This is a genomic window from Bradyrhizobium sp. HKCCYLRH3073 (genome assembly GCF_051167995.1).
Taxonomy (GTDB): domain Bacteria; phylum Pseudomonadota; class Alphaproteobacteria; order Rhizobiales; family Xanthobacteraceae; genus Bradyrhizobium.
Window position 1 is genome coordinate 186,973 of record NZ_JBNPUD010000003.1, and the last position, 16,681, is coordinate 203,653.

Annotated in this window: 21 protein-coding genes; 13 read left to right on the forward strand and 8 right to left on the reverse strand. The window is 65.6% G+C overall.

Features of this window, described 5'->3' with window-relative positions:
• Positions 1-210: 210 nt before the first annotated feature.
• The 6 genes from ACQR1X_RS08560 (at position 211) to ACQR1X_RS08585 (ending at position 5,365) form a co-directional block, all read left to right on the forward strand.
• Entirely contained in the window at positions 211-1,062 is an 852-nt protein-coding gene (locus ACQR1X_RS08560) for a 3-hydroxybutyryl-CoA dehydrogenase (protein ID WP_434886044.1), read from the forward strand.
• A gap of 800 nt (positions 1,063-1,862) precedes the next feature.
• Positions 1,863-2,159 (forward strand): copper-binding protein, encoded by a 297-nt coding sequence (locus tag ACQR1X_RS08565; protein ID WP_315800206.1) that lies wholly within the window; start codon positions 1,863-1,865, stop codon positions 2,157-2,159.
• A gap of 80 nt (positions 2,160-2,239) precedes the next feature.
• Positions 2,240-3,019, forward strand: coding sequence for a DUF2066 domain-containing protein (locus ACQR1X_RS08570; protein ID WP_434892195.1), 780 nt, complete (start codon positions 2,240-2,242; stop codon positions 3,017-3,019).
• A 112-nt stretch (positions 3,020-3,131) separates the two neighbouring features.
• Positions 3,132-3,959 carry an SH3 domain-containing protein gene (locus ACQR1X_RS08575; protein ID WP_434892194.1) on the forward strand — a complete coding sequence of 276 codons (828 nt, stop codon included), beginning with the start codon at positions 3,132-3,134 and terminating at the stop codon, positions 3,957-3,959.
• A gap of 134 nt (positions 3,960-4,093) precedes the next feature.
• Positions 4,094-4,816: a DUF3750 domain-containing protein gene (locus ACQR1X_RS08580; protein WP_315800438.1), complete on the forward strand. Its 723-nt coding sequence runs from the start codon at positions 4,094-4,096 to the stop codon at positions 4,814-4,816.
• Positions 4,817-4,933: 117 nt separating this feature from the next.
• Entirely contained in the window at positions 4,934-5,365 is a 432-nt protein-coding gene (locus tag ACQR1X_RS08585) for a Rieske (2Fe-2S) protein (protein WP_315800204.1), read from the forward strand.
• 26 nt (positions 5,366-5,391) lie between these two features.
• Here the strand turns inward: ACQR1X_RS08585 and ACQR1X_RS08590 are convergent, their stop codons facing one another.
• From ACQR1X_RS08590 to ACQR1X_RS08615, 6 genes are all read right to left on the reverse strand, one after another.
• Positions 5,392-5,622, reverse strand: coding sequence for an FmdB family zinc ribbon protein (locus tag ACQR1X_RS08590; protein WP_316180817.1), 231 nt, complete (start codon positions 5,620-5,622; stop codon positions 5,392-5,394).
• A 224-nt stretch (positions 5,623-5,846) separates the two neighbouring features.
• Positions 5,847-6,062, reverse strand: a complete 216-nt coding sequence (locus ACQR1X_RS08595; protein ID WP_316215681.1) for a hypothetical protein — start codon at positions 6,060-6,062, stop codon at positions 5,847-5,849.
• A 478-nt stretch (positions 6,063-6,540) separates the two neighbouring features.
• Positions 6,541-6,732, reverse strand: coding sequence for a hypothetical protein (locus tag ACQR1X_RS08600; protein ID WP_315712266.1), 192 nt, complete (start codon positions 6,730-6,732; stop codon positions 6,541-6,543).
• A gap of 63 nt (positions 6,733-6,795) precedes the next feature.
• Positions 6,796-7,146: a zinc ribbon domain-containing protein YjdM gene (locus ACQR1X_RS08605; protein WP_315755663.1), complete on the reverse strand. Its 351-nt coding sequence runs from the start codon at positions 7,144-7,146 to the stop codon at positions 6,796-6,798.
• A gap of 129 nt (positions 7,147-7,275) precedes the next feature.
• The gene (locus ACQR1X_RS08610) at positions 7,276-7,560 is read right to left on the reverse strand and encodes a DUF2312 domain-containing protein (RefSeq protein ID WP_315712263.1); all 285 of its coding nucleotides are present in this window, start codon (positions 7,558-7,560) and stop codon (positions 7,276-7,278) included.
• Between the two features lie 147 nt (positions 7,561-7,707).
• Complete coding sequence (locus ACQR1X_RS08615) at positions 7,708-8,523, reverse strand: transglycosylase SLT domain-containing protein (RefSeq protein WP_434845905.1); 816 nt, start codon at positions 8,521-8,523, stop codon at positions 7,708-7,710.
• Positions 8,524-8,651: 128 nt separating this feature from the next.
• On the opposite strand from ACQR1X_RS08615, the gene ACQR1X_RS08620 reads away from it, so the two are divergent.
• The 3 genes from ACQR1X_RS08620 to ACQR1X_RS08630 all read left to right on the forward strand — a co-directional run bounded on the left by ACQR1X_RS08620 (position 8,652) and on the right by ACQR1X_RS08630 (position 12,262).
• Positions 8,652-10,721 (forward strand): methyl-accepting chemotaxis protein, encoded by a 2,070-nt coding sequence (locus ACQR1X_RS08620; RefSeq protein WP_434898649.1) that lies wholly within the window; start codon positions 8,652-8,654, stop codon positions 10,719-10,721.
• Positions 10,722-11,437: 716 nt separating this feature from the next.
• Positions 11,438-11,671: a DUF2171 domain-containing protein gene (locus ACQR1X_RS08625; protein ID WP_315800199.1), complete on the forward strand. Its 234-nt coding sequence runs from the start codon at positions 11,438-11,440 to the stop codon at positions 11,669-11,671.
• Positions 11,672-11,992: 321 nt separating this feature from the next.
• The gene (locus tag ACQR1X_RS08630) at positions 11,993-12,262 is read left to right on the forward strand and encodes a hypothetical protein (protein ID WP_315800198.1); all 270 of its coding nucleotides are present in this window, start codon (positions 11,993-11,995) and stop codon (positions 12,260-12,262) included.
• Positions 12,263-12,432: 170 nt separating this feature from the next.
• Here ACQR1X_RS08630 and ACQR1X_RS08635 read toward each other — a convergent pair whose 3' ends face one another.
• The gene (locus ACQR1X_RS08635) at positions 12,433-12,744 is read right to left on the reverse strand and encodes an ArsR/SmtB family transcription factor (protein ID WP_316180812.1); all 312 of its coding nucleotides are present in this window, start codon (positions 12,742-12,744) and stop codon (positions 12,433-12,435) included.
• Between the two features lie 96 nt (positions 12,745-12,840).
• Here ACQR1X_RS08635 and ACQR1X_RS08640 point away from each other — a divergent pair, with 96 nt between their 5' ends.
• The 4 genes from ACQR1X_RS08640 (at position 12,841) to ACQR1X_RS08655 (ending at position 16,243) form a co-directional block, all read left to right on the forward strand.
• Complete coding sequence (locus tag ACQR1X_RS08640) at positions 12,841-13,593, forward strand: SDR family NAD(P)-dependent oxidoreductase (protein ID WP_434889265.1); 753 nt, start codon at positions 12,841-12,843, stop codon at positions 13,591-13,593.
• Between the two features lie 171 nt (positions 13,594-13,764).
• Positions 13,765-14,019, forward strand: coding sequence for a DUF433 domain-containing protein (locus ACQR1X_RS08645; RefSeq protein ID WP_315800195.1), 255 nt, complete (start codon positions 13,765-13,767; stop codon positions 14,017-14,019).
• A 22-nt stretch (positions 14,020-14,041) separates the two neighbouring features.
• Positions 14,042-14,428 carry a DUF5615 family PIN-like protein gene (locus ACQR1X_RS08650; RefSeq protein ID WP_434898650.1) on the forward strand — a complete coding sequence of 129 codons (387 nt, stop codon included), beginning with the start codon at positions 14,042-14,044 and terminating at the stop codon, positions 14,426-14,428.
• 273 nt (positions 14,429-14,701) lie between these two features.
• Positions 14,702-16,243: a hypothetical protein gene (locus ACQR1X_RS08655; RefSeq protein WP_434898651.1), complete on the forward strand. Its 1,542-nt coding sequence runs from the start codon at positions 14,702-14,704 to the stop codon at positions 16,241-16,243.
• 130 nt (positions 16,244-16,373) lie between these two features.
• Here ACQR1X_RS08655 and ACQR1X_RS08660 read toward each other — a convergent pair whose 3' ends face one another.
• Entirely contained in the window at positions 16,374-16,646 is a 273-nt protein-coding gene (locus ACQR1X_RS08660) for a hypothetical protein (protein ID WP_434898652.1), read from the reverse strand.
• Positions 16,647-16,681 lie beyond the last annotated feature (35 nt).

The following is a 16,681-nucleotide window of genomic DNA, read 5'->3' on the forward strand; positions in this document are numbered from 1 at the left end:
CGGGCACGAGACCAACCAGAGCAGGTTGCATCCGTTCCTGCGCATGCGGACCAACCCGGCCGGATGCGCCCGCTTCCCGATGCCGGCGAACCGCGGGGCAGCCGGCCCGTTCTCAGCCCTTGCGTTGGGTCTACCCCGCGGGCCGATAGCCTGTTAAGCAACGGCGCAGGACGGGGCGGTCCCCGCGGAAGAGACTGAGAGGAAACGGCAATGATTCAGACGGTCGGCATCATCGGAGCAGGCACCATGGGCAACGGCATCGCGCAGGTTTGCGCGGCCGCGGGCGTGCCGGTCGTCATGGTCGACATCTCCGAGCAGGCGGTGGCGCGCGGGCTCGCCACGGTGGGCTCCAGCCTCGATCGCCTGGTCAAGAAGGAGAAAATGACGGCCGCCGACAAGGACAAGGCGCTGTCGCTGATCACCGGCACTGCCGACAAGGCGAAGCTGTCGAGCTGCGACCTCGTCATCGAGGCCGCCACGGAGAACGAGGAGCTGAAGCTCAAGATCCTCAAGGACCTCTGTGCCGGCCTGAAGCCCGAGGCGCTGATCGCGACCAACACCTCCTCGATCTCGATCACCAAGCTGGCCACCGCCACCGATCGGCCCGACCGGTTCATCGGCATGCACTTCTTCAATCCGGTGCCGATGATGGCGCTGCTCGAGCTGATCCGCGGCCTGCAGACCTCGGATGCGACCCATGCGGCCGCCGCCGATTTCGCCAAGCGGATCGGCAAGGTCGCGATCACCGCGAAGAACAGCCCGGGCTTTGCCGTCAACCGCATCCTGTGCCCGATGATCAACGAGGCGATCTTCGCGTATTCGGAAGGCATTGCGACCGCTGAAGACATCGACGAGGGCATGAAGCTCGGCTGCAATCACCCCATCGGTCCGCTGGCGCTGGCCGATCTGATCGGCCTCGACACGATGCTGTCGGTGATGGAGGTGTTCTACAATGGCTTCAACGATCCGAAGTATCGGCCGGCGCCGTTGCTGAAGGAAATGGTGGCCGCAGGCCAGCTCGGCCGCAAGACCGGCAAGGGCTTCTACGACTACGGCAAGTAGCTGCGGCCAAGTAGCTACAGCCAAGTAGCTACGGCCAAGTAGCTACGGCATTGTGCGACGCGAGCGGCGGGTGGCCCATGCGCCCGCCGTGCCTCGGTTGACGATCGACTACGCGGACGACGGATTGGCTGACGACGGATTGCGTTGACGATGGATTGCGTTTCGAGGCGCGTGGGAGGACTACAGAACCACAGCTCCCCAAATGAGAGCTGCCGAGTTCGCACTGATCCGATGATCCAGATTCACGGCACAGCGCCGGGTGGGCAAGGGGCCATGCCTCGCTGATGCAGCCCACAAAGCCGCGACCCGGCGTGCCGTTCGTGATTTGCCGCTATGCGATGGTCCGAGCGATTACCGTCGCACTCAGCGGGCCCGGTACGGAGGTGGAGTCATTGAACCTCCCTGCAATCAGATGGATCGTCGTCGTTCCAACATCATCGGCACCATGAACGGCTACCGCAATGGACGACGGCAACGATCGTCCTCCCGGCGGCCGGCGCTGTCAAGGCGCAACATGACGCATTGATGAATTCGGCGTGACGGGTCCGGTCGATCCTGCGCGCGCGGAGAGACTGTGGTTCGCCTTGGAGTGATGACAAACCCGTGCAAATCATTACATGAGGGCAGCCGGTCGATGAGGCTATGCGGTTACGCCTTGCTTGAGCTCGTGTAGGCCGCATCGGCCGACATAAGGATCTGCAGCGGCGATTCACAGAGTGTGGCTCGGGTTGCGGCCTTTCGGGGAACCAAAGAATTCGTGGTGTTTTGTTTGCCGCGAAAAGCAAGGCAGGAGAACAGCGATGAGAGCAGTTGGCATCATTCTGACGACGGTCGCCATGTTTGTGGGAACTCTGCCCGCCCTGGCAGCGGAGCAGGGGACGGCGGGCATGGTCACGGGGATCAACCGTCTCAACGGCACGATCGCGATCAAGCGCATTCCCGATGGAACCGTCGGCGCCAACACGGCCGGAGCAGCCCAGGAGTTCAAGATCAAGGACAACGCCATGATCGAGAACATCCACGCCGGCGATCGCGTGACGTTCTCGACGTCTGATGCCGCCACACCCACGATCGTCAAGCTCGATCGGCAGAAATAGCCGTCATAGCCGGACCGAGGGGCGCGATGAGACAGTGCGGTGCTCTCCGCGGACGGGGCGTATGGCGTCTCGGGCTCTGGATGATGATGGTCGTCGGGAACTGCACTATTGCGACTGCGGCCCCGACCGACCTGTACCAGGCGCAGACGGTCGTGACCGGTCAGGGCGAGGACAATCGTCGGGCGGCCTTTGCAGCATGTCTGGAAGACGTGCTGATCAAGGTGTCCGGTGCATTTCAGCTCAGAAACGATGCAAGGCTCGCACCACTCGAGGCGCGGGCCGCGGAGTTCGTCACCGGCTTCGATTATCACGATCAGATGTCGGGCAAGCCGAAGCATGACGAGCAGGGCACGCGCGACCGTCCATATGACCTGACCGTGTCATTCGATCGCGCGCGGATCGATCAGTTGCTTGCGAGCTTGAACATCAAGCCGTGGCTGGGGCCGCGCCCGTCGATTGGCGTGATTGTGACGATGACGTCGGGCGGTCGTACTTTCTTCGTTGCATCCGACGACCGGAGGTCCGATCTGCAGCGCGACGCGCTGCGCGCGGCGGCCGTCAAGCGTGGGCTCGAGATCGCTCTGCCAAGCGCCTCCGAGGTCTCGAAGGCCGCTATTGAGCGCACCAAGTTGAACGATGTCCAGCCCGCGGCGGTCGCGTCGTGGTTTCCCGGAGCTGATGTCATGCTCTTTGGCGATCTCACCTGGGACGATGCCGAACTGGGCTGGGTCACGCAATGGCGCCTCGATCGCGCTGGCAAGCAGGACCGGTGGCAATTCCGTGGCGTGACGTTCGACGAAGCATTTCGCCGCGGTCTCGGTGGAGCAGCGCAACTCCTCTCCGACAACGGAGCGCCGTGAGGTTGCCGCGATAGTCTGCGACCATCCCTGTAAAGTGGATGCCTGAGCCGCGCATGCGGGCACGAGAGTCTCGCGCCCGAGCTCGCTCCGGCAAACAGACAGGAGGGTGCCCGTGGTGAAACTCAGAACGTTTCTCGTTGCTGCGCTGTTGATTGCCACGTCCGCCTCGCTGGCCGTGGCTGCGCCGGGCCTGGTGCGCACCGCGGCCACCATGCGCGCAGGGCCGGGCCCAGGTTTTCCCGTCGTCGAGCGCATTCCGGCCGGTGCCAGGATCACCATCCATGGCTGCATTCAAGGCGGCGCGTGGTGCGATGTCAGCTTCGGAGGCGAACGTGGCTGGGTCGCGGCGCGGACGCTCGCCTATCTGTATCGTGAGCAGTACGTTGAGCTGCCCGAATATGTCGAGTACGTGCCGACTGTCGGCTTCACGCTGACCACCTATTGGAGCAGCTTCTATTTCGGCCGGCCTTGGTATCATCGGCATGCGTTCTGGAACCGCTACTGGCATCGCCATCCGCCGGTCATGGCGCAAAATCCGCCTCAGCCTGGCATGACCCCGGGGATGCCGGGGCGCGGTCCCGGCGGGGTGATCCAGCCGGGCGCGGTCGCCGGCACAGGCCAACGATCCGGACCGCCTTCGGGCATGCAAGGTCGTGTGCCGCCTGCGACGGCCGCCGGCCCCGCCGCACCTCCGGTCGTGGCTGGTGGTCCCGCGCGAGTTGCAACGCCACCCATGGTGCAGCCGTTGATGAGCCGAAGCAGCGGTGCGCCGCAGAGCGCCCGCGCGCAGATGGGCGGCATGCGCATGATCGGGACTTCGCCGCAAATCGGTTTGGCGCATATTGGGGGCGGCCCCGCCATGGGTGCTGCGCGTGTGGGCGTCAGCGGCCCTCGCGGTGGCGGGCGTTCCGGCCCGGGCGGTGGTTTCCGCCGGCACTGAGTCTTCAGCACTGGCGTGGTGTCCGGATTGTGAAGGCGGCGTGCAGGCCGGCGCTGGCGACGGCGGGTGCGATGACTACATGGATGTGATTCCTCGATGCCTCCCCATTGTTCTCGCCTATCGTGAAAAAGCCCGTGCTCGCTTTCCTGCTGCTCATCTTCGTGCCCATCTCGCTGTCGGCCGCGAACTATCTGCGCGGCGATCGCCGCGGCAGCTGGCAGACCGCGGACCGTTCGAGCGCGGGCCTGCTGCCATCGCCAGCTCAGCATGCCGACGCGGTGGTCCGCGTATTCGCTGCGCGCACGGTGCGTTGGCGTGGCATCTTCGCGGTCCACACTTGGATCGTCGTGAAGGAGAAGGGCGGCCCGCGCTATACCCGCTACGACTACACCGCGTGGGGTGAGCCGATCCGGGTCGATGGCTTCGCGCCCGATGGTCGCTGGTTCGGTGCGTTGCCGGAGACAGTGCTGGCCGTCGACGGCGAAGAAGCCGAGCGGGTGATTCCGAGGATCCGCAGCGTGATCGAGAACTACCGCTTCCGCGCCTATGGCGACTACAATGCCTGGCCGGGACCGAATTCGAACACCTTCGTGCAGGCGGCGCTGCACGCGGTTCCTGAGCTGAACGCCGTGCTGCCGCCGACCGCAATCGGCAAGGACTTCCCTTTTGACGGCTGGTGGGGGCGCACGGCCTCCGGGACCGGTCTGTTCGTATCGCTCGGTGGCTATCTCGGTGTCACCGTCGGCTGGATCGAGGGCGTCGAGCTGAACTTCTTCGGGGGAGTTCTCGGCGTCGATCTGCGCCGGCCGGCGCTGAAATTTCCCGGGATCGGCCGCCTCGGCATGCCACCGGCCTGAGGCCCACGATCTGCCTGTCAGGCACTGGCTGGCATGCTGCTTGCTGCGAGCCTCTTCAGCGCGCCTGCGATGTCGCGGATGCGCCAAAACGCCAAGCGAGGCGAGAAGAGGCGGACGATGAGCACGCTGTTTGCGATCTGCGCGACCTATGAGGTGGACGATGGCGCGGCGCGTGGCTTTGTTCTCCAGCGCCGCGAGCCCGACGGCAGCGCCAAGCCTTGGCCGATCCTGGTCACGCGCAAGGGCAACAACTTCTACGGCTTCGAGAATGCCTGCCCGCATCAGGGCGCCCGCCTCGACAAGCATCCGGGCGAGTTCATGGACGAGGAAGGTAATTTCCTCGTTTGTGGCGAGCATGGTGCCCAGTTCGACCTCGATACCGGACAATGCTTCATTGGGCCCTGTCAGGGCCGGACGTTGTCTGTGGTCGAGCTTGTGATCGACGACGGTGACATCTGCCTCTCCGGGATCGATCTGGACGAGGAGGACGGCCTCGACATCGACGATCCCGAGGATGACGTGCCGGAGGTGCAGATCACATCGGATTGAGGCTGAGCGCCGGCCCCCCGACCGGGTCAGCGTTTCTTCCGTTCAGCGCGGCTGTAGTTGCTGAAGTGCCCCTCGCGTGCTGCCTGGCTGCGAGCGGCCTTGATCAGGCCGGGGCTGCGCGCCGGCGGCGCCGGCAGCGAGGGAAGGCGGGTCAGCTTGCGACTGCCGCAGGTCGGACAGACAGGCTTTTCAGACATCCCGATCAGCAACTCGACATCCTCTGCGCAGGCAGCGCAATGGAAGCTGTAGAATGGCATGACGTCATCCCTCATTGTCGCGAGGGTGCATTGCACGAAGCGGGCCAGCGCAATTGCGCATCGAATTCGCCGCTTCGGGGCTCGTTTGCATGCGAGCGGCAGCAGTTTTTTGCTGCGGTGTCCCGAATGCGACGCGGCTGGGGTCGAACATTCGACAGCCGTGCAGAGCTCCTCCGTCCGGCCGGCCCCGGATATCCGGTCGCCGGCCGGACGGACAAAGCGGATCAGGCGCTGGTTTTCGGCACGTACTTGCCGGCGACACACTTGTAACTCTGCAGATGCCACTCGTGATAGGGACCCTTGGACATCCAGTCTGCGATTCCGATCTGCGCGCTGACGGCGCAGGATGTCATCGTGATGCCGGACATCTCGCTGTTGGTGACGACCTTCTCCATGCAGAGCTGGCCGTTGCATAGCATTGCGACGAGAGTGACGAGCACGTTGATTCTGCCTCCAAAGAGTGGGACCCGGTCAGGATCGAGAAAGCAGAGTTCATGCCAAGTTATGAATCCAGGTCGTGCTGCTACGGGACGGATTGCTACGGGTGTCACTTCATGGCGACAGAAGCGTGATGGATTCACTGCTTGGATCACGCAGCGTTCGGCAACTGGCCCGTGTTTGCTGCTCGATCATTTGGCGATTTGCTCGTGTTGCGTGGTTCGGCCTGAGTGCCGAGGCTGAGCGGGGCCTATTGCGTCAAATAACAGGCAGCGCCTGCGCAGTCCTGCGGCGCTCGCGGACATTGGCTTCGGGGGCTTCGGGCGGAGTATCGCCGTTCATTGGCTGAATTAGAGTTCGGTTCGCACGGGCGTCCGCAGACGAACCGTCGATCCCCAGGATGATATCCGGCCTGATGCCAGACTTCCGGTGGCGCTGATATAGACGCCCCGACGCCCGGTGCTGGGAGCCTCCGCGTCGTCAGGCCTCGTTCAATCCGGCACCTCGATCGGTCAGGATCTTCTGCCCCTTCGCCGTCAGCTCGTAGATGTCGCCGTCCTTGGCGACATAACCCTCGCGGATCAGTCCATCGAGTTCGTCCTGCCGGTCGGGTGAGAAGGCGATTGCCTGGCCGATATCCGAAAGCGTCGCGATCTGGTCGTCCGTCAGCATGGCCATCCTCCCGTTGTTGATCCGAACGCCATGGCGTCGCGAATGTTCCGGGAGCACGAGGCCCTACGCCTTGCGCACGAACTCCGACTTCAGGTTCATCTGGCCGATGCCGTCGATCTTGCAGGCGATGTTGTGGCCGTCGCTCGCCTCCTGCAGGCGGATGTTGCGCACCTTGGTGCCGCCCTTCACGACGGACGACGATCCCTTCACTTTCAGGTCCTTGATGACGATGACGCTGTCACCGTCGGCCAGAACGTTGCCGTTGGCGTCGCGGATGCTGGCGTCGTCGCCGGCCGCCGCCGCAAGGGCGGCGTCGCCGCTCCATTCATGGCCGCATTCGGGACAGACCCACAGCGCGCCGTCCTGATAGGCGTGCTCGGAGCGGCATTGCGGGCAGGTCATTGCGTCGGTCATCTCATCCTCGGGCGCGGCAGAAGCGTAGCGCAGCGTTAGAGGCTCGGATGGAACCGGGCAAGAAAAATCCCGGGGGAGGGCAGCGCGCGGCGCAGATCGGCTGCGCGCCGCCTTCGTCGGTCGGCAGCGTCACGCCGCCTTGCGCTCGGGGGTCTTGCTGGCCGGCCCGGTCTCGGCCGCTTCCATCGCCCGGAGATAGGTGTCGAGCAGCGTCTCGTGCTCGTCGCGCTCGTCCTGGTCCTGCTTCCTGAGCTTGATGATCTCCTTCAGGATCTTGACGTCGAAGCCTTCGCCCTTGGCCTCGGCGAACACTTCCTTCTTCTGCTCGTTCAGCTCCGCCAATTCGCCGTCGAGGTGCTCGATCCGCTCGATGAAGGACCGGATGCGCGCGCCGGGAATGCCGATCTCTGACATGGTGACTCCTGTACTAATGGGACGGAGAAAATGCGCGGCAGTTCGTTGCCAATGTCTTAACGGGCGCGCTTTGCCCACATCAGTGAATCCGACGTGCTTAACGCGGAACCGGGCGGGCTCTCGATGTCGCCGAGCGGGCGCCATGCGCTAGCTCCGCTCCGCCGCCGAGAGCTTCTGAAACTGCTTCTTCATCGCATTGACGCGGCCGAGATAGCCCGCGACCGAATGGTCGCCGCAGCGCTCGCCATCGGCCGGCTTGAAGCCGCGCCGCGCGAATCCGGCCGCCGGCCCGGCGCCGCACAGATGAATGACGGCTGCGAGATCCTGCCGCTGCTGCGCGCTCGGCTTGGCGCCAGGCTGCCGTGCGAGCACGGCGGCGACCTGGCGGTCGAGCGAGATCACCGTCAGCGCCACCGCATGCGCCGGCCATGCGCGGACGTACAGGCTCGGCGACCCGCAGCCGTCGCTGACCACCTCGTGATCCCGGATGCAGAACCGTGCGGCGTCGGCAAAGGCGCCGTCGGTCATCTGGAACAAGCCGACGGCGCTGGAAGCCGGCTGATACAGCGCGAACGGATTCCACGCGAGGCGCCAGCGCCAATAGGTGCGCGCCACCGGATTGCCCGAGCTCTCGGTCTGCGCCAGGGCGGCGAGCAACTCCGGCGTGATCGATCCTGTCGAGCTCTCACGGAACAGCGCGCCATATTGGCGCCACGTCTCCTCCGGCTCCTTGTCGAGCGAATGACCGGTCACCACGAACAGCTCGGTCGGCTTGCGCAGGACGTGATAGGCCAGATTGACCAGCGCGAAGGTCAGGAGCAGCACCAAGGCGCCGCAGGTGATCTTGATCCACCGCGGCGCCGCGCCCACCGTCCGGCCCAGCCGCTGCGCACCGCGCCCTGCGATTCGCTTCGCATCGCGCCGCAGCGCGCGCCAACGTCTGCCGCGTTGCGGCTTGCGCATTTTTTGTTGGCGTGGAGCAGGGGATTTCGGCAACTGATTACCTCGGGCGCCGGTGTGCCGGTCCATGGTTAAGGAAGAATTTGTGCAATCGCGTCATCCTGCCACTTTCTGGTGTGGGGCGGCGCGTGATGAAGAAATCGGTCAGTACTCTGCTGATGGTGCTGTTGTCGGTGCTGGCGGCGGGCATCCTGGTGTCCACGGCGATCCTGATGAGCGGCGCCGCGGGCCGCTATCGCGAGAGCGTCGCGACGGAGCATTTGACCGCGGCCGACAAGGCGATCTTCCAGAACGTCCTGGTCATGCGCGCCCACCGCGGCGACATCCAGAGCGTGCTGCTGAGCGAGGACGATCCGCGCGCCAAGCTCACCGAATATCAGGGCATCGAGGCCAAGGGCTATGACGGCATCGTCGCCGCGCTCGCCGGCGTCGACATGCCCGAGCGCGACGACCTCCTGGCCGGGTTGAAATCGAGCTGGGACGCCACGGTTCCGCAGTTCAAGCTGCTGTTCGACGAAGCCGCGAAGCCGCGCGCCGAACGCGTGCTGGCGCGTACGCAGGCCTGGTACCAGGCAATGACCAAGACGCTGGACGTCGCCAACGCCGCCTCGCTCGCCGTCTCGAACCGCGCCTGGATGACCGATCCGGTGATCGCCAAGATGGTGCAGGCGCGGCGGCTGGCCTGGCAGGTCCGCGACCGCTACGGCCTGCAATGCTCGGCGCTGCGTCCCAACATCAACGCCTCCAAGCCGCTCGACGACACCCAGAAGGGCGCGGTCGCGCAATGGCGCGGCACCGTCGCGGCCGGCTGGTCCGGGCTTGACGACCTCCTGGCGGGGGGCGGCAGCACCGCGCTCGCCGGGGCCGTGAAGACCTCGCACGCCGAGGTCGAGGCCGCCCATCAGCGCATGGACCAGCTCACCAAGGGGTTTGACGGCAGCGGCAAGCCGGCGATGCCGGCGCCGGAATGGAACGCGTTCTGCCAGGGCCCGTTCGCCGGCATCATCGCCGTCGGCATGACCGCGCTCGACGGCTCGATCGCGCGCGCCGAGGAGATCAGGACCGCCGCGTTGAGCAGCCTGGTCGTCCAGTCGCTCGCCTTCCTGGCCGCGCTCGTGGTGGCCGGCCTGGCGCTGCGCGCGGTGCGCGTCCGCCTGATGCGCCCGGTCGGCGGCCTGATGCAGGCGATCCAGCGCATCGGCCAGCGCGACTACCAGACCCCGGTGCCGCAATTCGCTCATGCCGACGAGTTCGGCGCCATGGCTGCCGCCCTCGAGGGCCTGCGCGAGAGCGCCGCCACCGCCGACCGGCTGTCGCGCGAGCGCGAGCTCGACCAGGGCCGGCGGCTGGAGCGCTCGCAGGCGATCGACAGCGCCTGCAAGAGCTTCGACGACACCGTGCAGGCGGTCATCGTCAGCATGGGCAACTCGACCGGCCAGCTCGATTCCAGCGCCGGCGAGGTCCGCAAGCTGGTCGACGAGTCCACCGAGCAGACCGCCGCGGTCGCCAGCGCCGCGGAGACCGCGACCAGCAATCTCGAGACCATCGCCGCCGCCACCGAGGAGCTGACCGCGTCGGTCTCCGAGATCGCCGCGCAAGTGCAGGCCTCCGCGGCCGATGCGCGCCAGGCGGTGGAGAAGGCGGCGCAGACCAACGCCACCGTCGAGATGCTCGACCGCGCCGCCAACCGCATCGGCGAGGTGGTCAAGATGATCACCGCGATCGCCGCGCAGACCAACCTGCTGGCGCTCAACGCCACCATCGAAGCGGCGCGCGCCGGCGAAGCCGGCCGCGGCTTCGCCGTGGTCGCCGGCGAGGTCAAGAACCTCGCGGCGCAGACCGCGACCGCGACCGACGACATCACCCGCCAGATCGCCGAGATCCAGGCCGCCACCGGCGAGTCGGTCGAGGCGATCCGCGCCATCAGCCACAACATCTCCAGCATCGACGAGAAGATGACGGCGATCGCCGCGGCGGTCGAAGAGCAACGCGCCGCCACGACCGAGATCTCGCGCAACTTCCAGCATGCCGCCCAGGGCACCCGCGCCGTGACCGACACGATCGGCTCGGTCGCAGCGCTCAACCGCCAGACCGGCAATGCGGGCGCGGCAATGGTCGACTCCGTCCGCCGCATGTCGACCGATGCCGATCGTTTCCGCGTCGCGGTGGAGGGCTTCCTCGGCACCGTGCGCAAGGCCTAGCATCGCCAAGCGGGCGCGATCCCGCGGCGCAGATGGCGCCCGGGCCTTGCCGGTCGTCGGCCCTCTGAAGGGAGAGGGCGCGGGGAATGCCGGGCGCTGGCCGCACCCATGGCCCGCCTGCGAAAGAAGTGCAGGCGGCAGTCACCACAGGTTCAGCCGAGGCATCCCGGCATTCCCCGCGCGATGGTTTTCACGCTTATAACGCGATCTCCCCGGTGTCCGGCTTGTAGCCACCGTCGCACGGCGGGATCATCATCACCGCCGCATTTGGCGCCAGCTTCGGGGCGCCAGGACCACGCGTCTTCACGTCCGCAAGCGTGCCGTTCGTCGGCGGGCCTCGAGCCCGCTGCGGCACGCCTGCGGCCACCGCATCTCCGGCCCACGTCTCGTGACGATCGCGATACGCCCCTCTCGGCGGGCCGGGATGGGCGTAGACAATCATGATTTTTGAAAAAACGAAAGTGATTTATTTTTCGCGGAAGGTCTGGACACGGTCGATCAGCCTGATGGCGTTGGCGAAATCAGCCGCGAGGCGCAGCAGGATTTCGCCGCGCATGACGCTGTCGGAGGGTGGGCTGGCGGGGCGTGCCGACGAGATCGAGCCGGGCGGGCCTTTGCCCACCCTGCGGCTGCGTCTGCGGGAAGGCGCGTCGCGGAACACATCTCCCATCCGCCGGTTGAAGCTGCTTCCACATCAGCCACGGAGCACTCCCCCAATGCAGGACATCAGGGAACACATGGAAGTCATCGGCGCCGACGGCGCGCATGTCGGCACCGTCGACCGCGTCGACGGCAACCGCATCAAGCTGACCAAAAAGGACAGCGGCGAGGGCAGCCACAAGGGGCATCATCACTTCATCGACAAGGGCCTCGTCGCCGGCGTCGAAGGCGACAAGGTGCGGCTGTCGGCCATCGGCGCCGTCGCGGTGACGATGGAGGAGGAGAAGTAGGGGCGGGGATACTCCTGTCTCCGTCCTCCGCTCGCAGTGATGCGCCCTTGCTCTCCTACGCGACCGGCCCGTGACGTGTAGGGTGGGCAAAGCGGCGCCGTCAGGCGGCGCGTGCCCACCATCGACGGCAGGCACGGTGGCGTGCGCATTTGCTCCAAAGCTTGTCATTGCGCGGTGGCGTCGAACCAATCATCGGATGCCGACGACACATGAAGATGTGATCGACGCGTGACCACGCGGAACTTGTGATGGCCAGGCGAGACAGCTACTCCCTGCGGAGCACATCAGCGCGAACGCACAGAATGGACGAACGTCGACGTCATGGACGGTGCAGACCTTATCGGCTTGCTGATTGCGTTCCTGCTGCCGCAACCGATGTCCCACGCCGAGCTGGCGCCCACCGGCATCTTCAAGTCGCCCTTGTACTACACCTATAACGGCCTTCTGCTGGCGCTGTTCGCGCTGATCTTCACGCCCATGTTCGTCCGCTTTCCGTCCGCTGCGCTCAAGGCCGATTTGATCGCTTTGGCCATCGTCGCGGTGGCCGCCTTCTTCGCCCGTCGCGCGCTGAAATGGCGCTATCCAATCTGACCTAACGGCTGCGCTCGCATGACAGTGAACCGTAAGGTGGGCAAAGCGGCGCCGTCAGGCGGCGCGTGCCCACCATCGACGCTGGCGGGTGCGAGCGGTGGGCACGGCGCGTGCAAAATGGTGCCCGACAAAACCGACGCTGGCGCGCCTTTGCCCGCCCTACGTTTCGGCTACTCCGCGTAGCCCAGAATCGTCTTCAACAATTTCGGGAACCGGGCATTGAGGTCGGCCTCGCGCACGACGTTGCGATGCTCGACGCCCTGCTTGGTGGTGTGGATCAGGCCAGCCTCGCGCAACACCCGGAAATGGTTCGACAGCGTCGATTTGGCGATGCCGGGGCAGGGCGCGGCCTCGGTGCAGGACATGCAGTCCTTCCGTTCCATCAGGCTCTTGACGATGCGCAGCCGCAAGGGATCGGCGAGTGCGGCCAGCACTCCCGCTAATGTGATGTCCTCGCGCGACGGGTGAAACAGCTGCGCCATGAAAAACATATAGCGACGGCCTTGCGCGCGTTCAATAGTTCACTAGTTCTGAACGATTGAACCGAACGCCGCAGGCGGCGCAATGTGGAGAGCAAGATGAGCAAGCGACTTGAGGGCAAGGTGGCGCTGGTGACCGGCGCGTCCAAGGGGATCGGCGCCGCGATCGCGGCCCGGCTGGCCGAGGAAGGCGCCGCGGTCGCCGTCAACTACAGCTCCAGCCGGGAGGGCGCCGACCGCGTCGTGGCGGGGATCACCGGCAAGGGCGGCAAGGCGGTGGCCGTGCGCGGCAACCTCGCCAATCCCGGCGACGTCAAGACCATCGTCGCCGAGACGGTGAAGGCGCTCGGCCCGATCGACATCCTCGTCAACAACGCCGGCGTCTACGCCTTCGCGCCGCTCGACGGCATCACGCCGGAGCACTTCCACAGCCAGTTCGACGTCAACGTGCTCGGCCTGCTGCTGGTGTCGCAGGAGGCCGCGCGGCATTTCAATCCGGCCGGCGGCAGCATCGTCAACATCTCCTCCGGCGTGTCCACCCTGACGCCGCCGAACACCGCCGTCTACACCGCGACCAAGGCCGCCGTCGACGCCATCTCCTCGGTGCTGTCGAAGGAGCTGGCGCCGCGCAAGATCCGCGTCAACACCATCAATCCCGGCATGATCGTCACCGAGGGCGTCGTCGCCGCCGGCCTGCACGAGGGCGACATGCGCAACTGGATCGAGACGGCCACGCCGCTCGCGCGCGTCGGCAAGGCCGAGGAGATCGCCGCCGCGGTGGCATTCTTCGCCTCGGACGATGCGTCCTACGTGACCGGCGAGACGCTGCACGTGACCGGCGGGCTGCGCTGAGCGATCACGTCACTTCGGTCGCAGTCGCGAGCGGTGAACCGTAGGGTGGGCAAAGCGCCGCCGCAAGGCGGCGCGTGCCCACCGTTCCGGTGTTTGGACGAAGCCAAATTCCCGTCTCGCCCCCCGGCGCCTATCGCGCTATGATGACAGCCGCGGGAAAGGAAGGCAGCCATGACCATCAAGGTCGCCGTCAGGTCAGAGGTCGTTCGTGATCCGACGGTCATGAGCGGCGATCCGGTGGTTCGCGGGACACGGGTGCCCGCCGAAACCATCCTGGCCTACCTGCGCGCCGGCTATCCGGCGCAGGAGATCTTCGCCGACTATCCGAGCCTGCCGATCGATGGCATCGACGCGGTGATCCGCTGGGCCGAGGTCACCTATGGTGCCGATTGGCGATCGGCGGAGAACGCGGCAGCCACCCGTTGAGCGAACGATTCCTGATCGACGAGTGCCTGAGCGGCGCCTTGGTGGGAGTGGCAAGCGCGGCTATCAGGCGGACTACGTCACCCATCTGGGCAAGAGCGGCTCGCAGGACTGGAATCTGGTGCGGTTCGCAAGCGCGAACGACTACATCATCGTCACCGACAATCGCAGAGATTTCCTGAAGGAATATGCCAAGCTCGACGTACATGCCGGGCTGGTGATCCTGATCCCGAAGGGCACGCGGGATGAGCAGATGAGTCTGTTTCAGAAGGCGCTCGATCTCTATTCCGTCCGCAACGCCGATCTCGTGAACAAGCTCATCGAAGTCGCGCGCGACGGCTCGGTCCATATCCGCGAGTGGACCGCCGACGATCACGACATCAACCATATCAACGATCCGAAGTGGCGGTGACCGTAGCCCGGATGAGCGAAGCGATATCCGGGGTCTGCCGCAGCGCCAGCGATGAACCCGGATGTCGCTTCGCTCATTCGGGCTACGCGGCAACGGTGATTTTTGGCAACTATAGGTTGATGAATCGTCCGATATAGGATCAAATCGGGCTTGCCGAATCCGTGATGCGCGCATCGCGGACGAGCTGCGTTTCAACCCACCGGTCGGGCGCATGGCGTTTTGCCATGGCGCAGTCCTGGCCGGCTGAATTTCAAATCACCAAAGGAGTTTCTCATGCGCATCGGTTTTGCATTGTCGACCATGTCTGTCGTCGCCGCATCGGTGGCCCTCGGTTGGGGCCTGACCGCGCCGCGCCCCGCGCACGCGTTCCTGGAGGACATTTGCATCCCGCGCGTGAAGGACGGGCTGAAGAATTGTCTCGCGCCGGCGAGCGCCTGCAAGGATCCGGCGGAGGCGCTGAACCGCGGCTGCCTGCTCGAGGCGGTGCAGTTCGCCGTCATTCCGCCCGGCCGCAGCATGATCCATGCGGACTCGACCTATTTCATCGCCCAGGCGCTCGGCTACCGCGCCGACGTCGCCTATTGGATCGCCGCCTACAACGAGAACTCCGACTACGCGCAATATGCGCCGATCGACCAGTGCGGCGGGCAGGCGACCTCGACCAATTCCGGCGCCAGCTACATCACCGCCAAGTTCAACGGCTTCCAGCGCACCAACAACACCACCGACGGGCCGCTGTATCACTATCTGCTGAACTTCTCGCCGAACGGGCAGGGCACCGATGTGCACGGCGCCAGCGGCGTGCAGGCGGTGTATCCGTTCCATTATCCGCCGCCCGGCTATCCCATCACCATCGACAGCGTCTATCAGGGCACGCTGTACGACCTCAGGCAATGGGCGATGAAGGGCGACGAGGCGCCGGGCCTGCTGTGCACCGCCGGATACACCGTGCCGAACGGCTCGTCGAACTTCAGCGGCCCGAAATGTCTGTCGAACGTCCCGATCAGCGGCAACGTGCCGCTGCTGGAGAACTACGCGATCGGGCCGGCGATCAACGTGACCTCCGGGCCAAAGATTCTCGACAACAGCAACGGCAATGTCGACTACACCCAGCTGAAGTCCTGGCTGGACGACAAGAGCCGGACCACCGGGGTGCTGTTCGATGATCCCCGGAAGCCGCCGGTGCCGGTGCAGATCGCCCGGATCGGGCTCTATCTGCACTCCCTGCAGGATGCCTCCTCGCACGGCACCTTCTGCGGCGACGACGCGCCGTCGCCCCCGGGCGGCTCGGATGTCGGCAGCTACATGTTCATGAGCTCGGGCAGCATCAAGCTCAGCTTCGGCACCTATTGCGCGACGGGGCCGCATCTGGCGAGTCACGTCCAGGAGACCGGCACCGGCGACACCAGCCTGCCGCTGCGCGACTATGTGGCGCTGAACAACACGGTGGACGAGCTGATCCTGTTCGGTAACAACGTCGCCAAACAGCGCGGCTGGATCGTCAACCCCAGCCTGCTGCCGCCTGATGTCGTCGGGCGCAAGAGCGCGGCCGGCGACAGCGCCGCCGATTTGAAGTCGCGTCTCGTCGGCCGCATCGTCTCGGGCCAGCAATGGTCCCGCGCCGAGGTCTACAACTCCGGCGTCATCACCTTTCCGCTGCAACGCACCGATGCGCAGGACCGGCTGAACACGATGAACGCCGCGCTCGGCGCGTACTCGAAGCGGCTGCTGAACGCCAACCCCAAGCTGACTCCGTTGAAGCCGATGCCGGGGAATTCGTTCGACCCGACCGACAAGTCGGTGTGTTTCAAGTAGCTGCTGAAGCAGCTTGGTCGCTCGTTACTGCAGTGTTTGGATGTGGCGAACTGAGCGACGTACGACGAATGCGCCCCCCTCCCATCATGGCGAAGCTTCGTCTCGCCTTGCGGGAGGGGACGCGGTCCGGTTAGCACCACCCCTTCTTCCAGTGACCGGGCGGGCAGTGATGGCCGCGCCAGCCCACCTTGCGGCCGCGGCTCCAGCCGAAGGCCCGATGACCACCGCCGCGGCCCCAGCCGTGACCATGGCCGCCGTGGCCATGACCGCCTCTGACCGCGATGACATCAGACGCGCCGCGATCGGCGTGATCGACCTGGATGGGCGCGAGCGGCATGGCGCTGACAGGTGTGATCAGTGCGGTCGAGATCGATGCAGCCAGGATGAAGAGCGCTTTGCGCATGGGCCTCCTCGGATGTTGCGACAATGAAATGATGG

Excerpts from the sequence above, each read along its gene's own strand:
- ACQR1X_RS08635 (WP_316180812.1), bottom strand. The coding sequence starts at position 12,744 with ATGGCGCAGCTGTTTCACCCGTCGCGCGAGGACATCACATTAGCGGGA.
- ACQR1X_RS08585 (WP_315800204.1), top strand. The coding sequence starts at position 4,934 with ATGAGCACGCTGTTTGCGATCTGCGCGACCTATGAGGTGGACGATGGC.
- ACQR1X_RS08570 (WP_434892195.1), top strand. The coding sequence starts at position 2,240 with ATGATGATGGTCGTCGGGAACTGCACTATTGCGACTGCGGCCCCGACC.
- ACQR1X_RS08660 (WP_434898652.1), bottom strand. The coding sequence starts at position 16,646 with ATGCGCAAAGCGCTCTTCATCCTGGCTGCATCGATCTCGACCGCACTG.
- ACQR1X_RS08615 (WP_434845905.1), bottom strand. The coding sequence starts at position 8,523 with ATGCGCAAGCCGCAACGCGGCAGACGTTGGCGCGCGCTGCGGCGCGAT.
- ACQR1X_RS08645 (WP_315800195.1), top strand. The coding sequence starts at position 13,765 with ATGACCATCAAGGTCGCCGTCAGGTCAGAGGTCGTTCGTGATCCGACG.
- ACQR1X_RS08655 (WP_434898651.1), top strand. The coding sequence starts at position 14,702 with ATGCGCATCGGTTTTGCATTGTCGACCATGTCTGTCGTCGCCGCATCG.
- ACQR1X_RS08560 (WP_434886044.1), top strand. The coding sequence starts at position 211 with ATGATTCAGACGGTCGGCATCATCGGAGCAGGCACCATGGGCAACGGC.
- ACQR1X_RS08640 (WP_434889265.1), top strand. The coding sequence starts at position 12,841 with ATGAGCAAGCGACTTGAGGGCAAGGTGGCGCTGGTGACCGGCGCGTCC.
- ACQR1X_RS08620 (WP_434898649.1), top strand. The coding sequence starts at position 8,652 with ATGAAGAAATCGGTCAGTACTCTGCTGATGGTGCTGTTGTCGGTGCTG.
- ACQR1X_RS08565 (WP_315800206.1), top strand. The coding sequence starts at position 1,863 with ATGAGAGCAGTTGGCATCATTCTGACGACGGTCGCCATGTTTGTGGGA.
- ACQR1X_RS08605 (WP_315755663.1), bottom strand. The coding sequence starts at position 7,146 with ATGACCGACGCAATGACCTGCCCGCAATGCCGCTCCGAGCACGCCTAT.
- ACQR1X_RS08630 (WP_315800198.1), top strand. The coding sequence starts at position 11,993 with ATGGACGGTGCAGACCTTATCGGCTTGCTGATTGCGTTCCTGCTGCCG.
- ACQR1X_RS08590 (WP_316180817.1), bottom strand. The coding sequence starts at position 5,622 with ATGCCATTCTACAGCTTCCATTGCGCTGCCTGCGCAGAGGATGTCGAG.
- ACQR1X_RS08625 (WP_315800199.1), top strand. The coding sequence starts at position 11,438 with ATGCAGGACATCAGGGAACACATGGAAGTCATCGGCGCCGACGGCGCG.
- ACQR1X_RS08610 (WP_315712263.1), bottom strand. The coding sequence starts at position 7,560 with ATGTCAGAGATCGGCATTCCCGGCGCGCGCATCCGGTCCTTCATCGAG.
- ACQR1X_RS08600 (WP_315712266.1), bottom strand. The coding sequence starts at position 6,732 with ATGCTGACGGACGACCAGATCGCGACGCTTTCGGATATCGGCCAGGCA.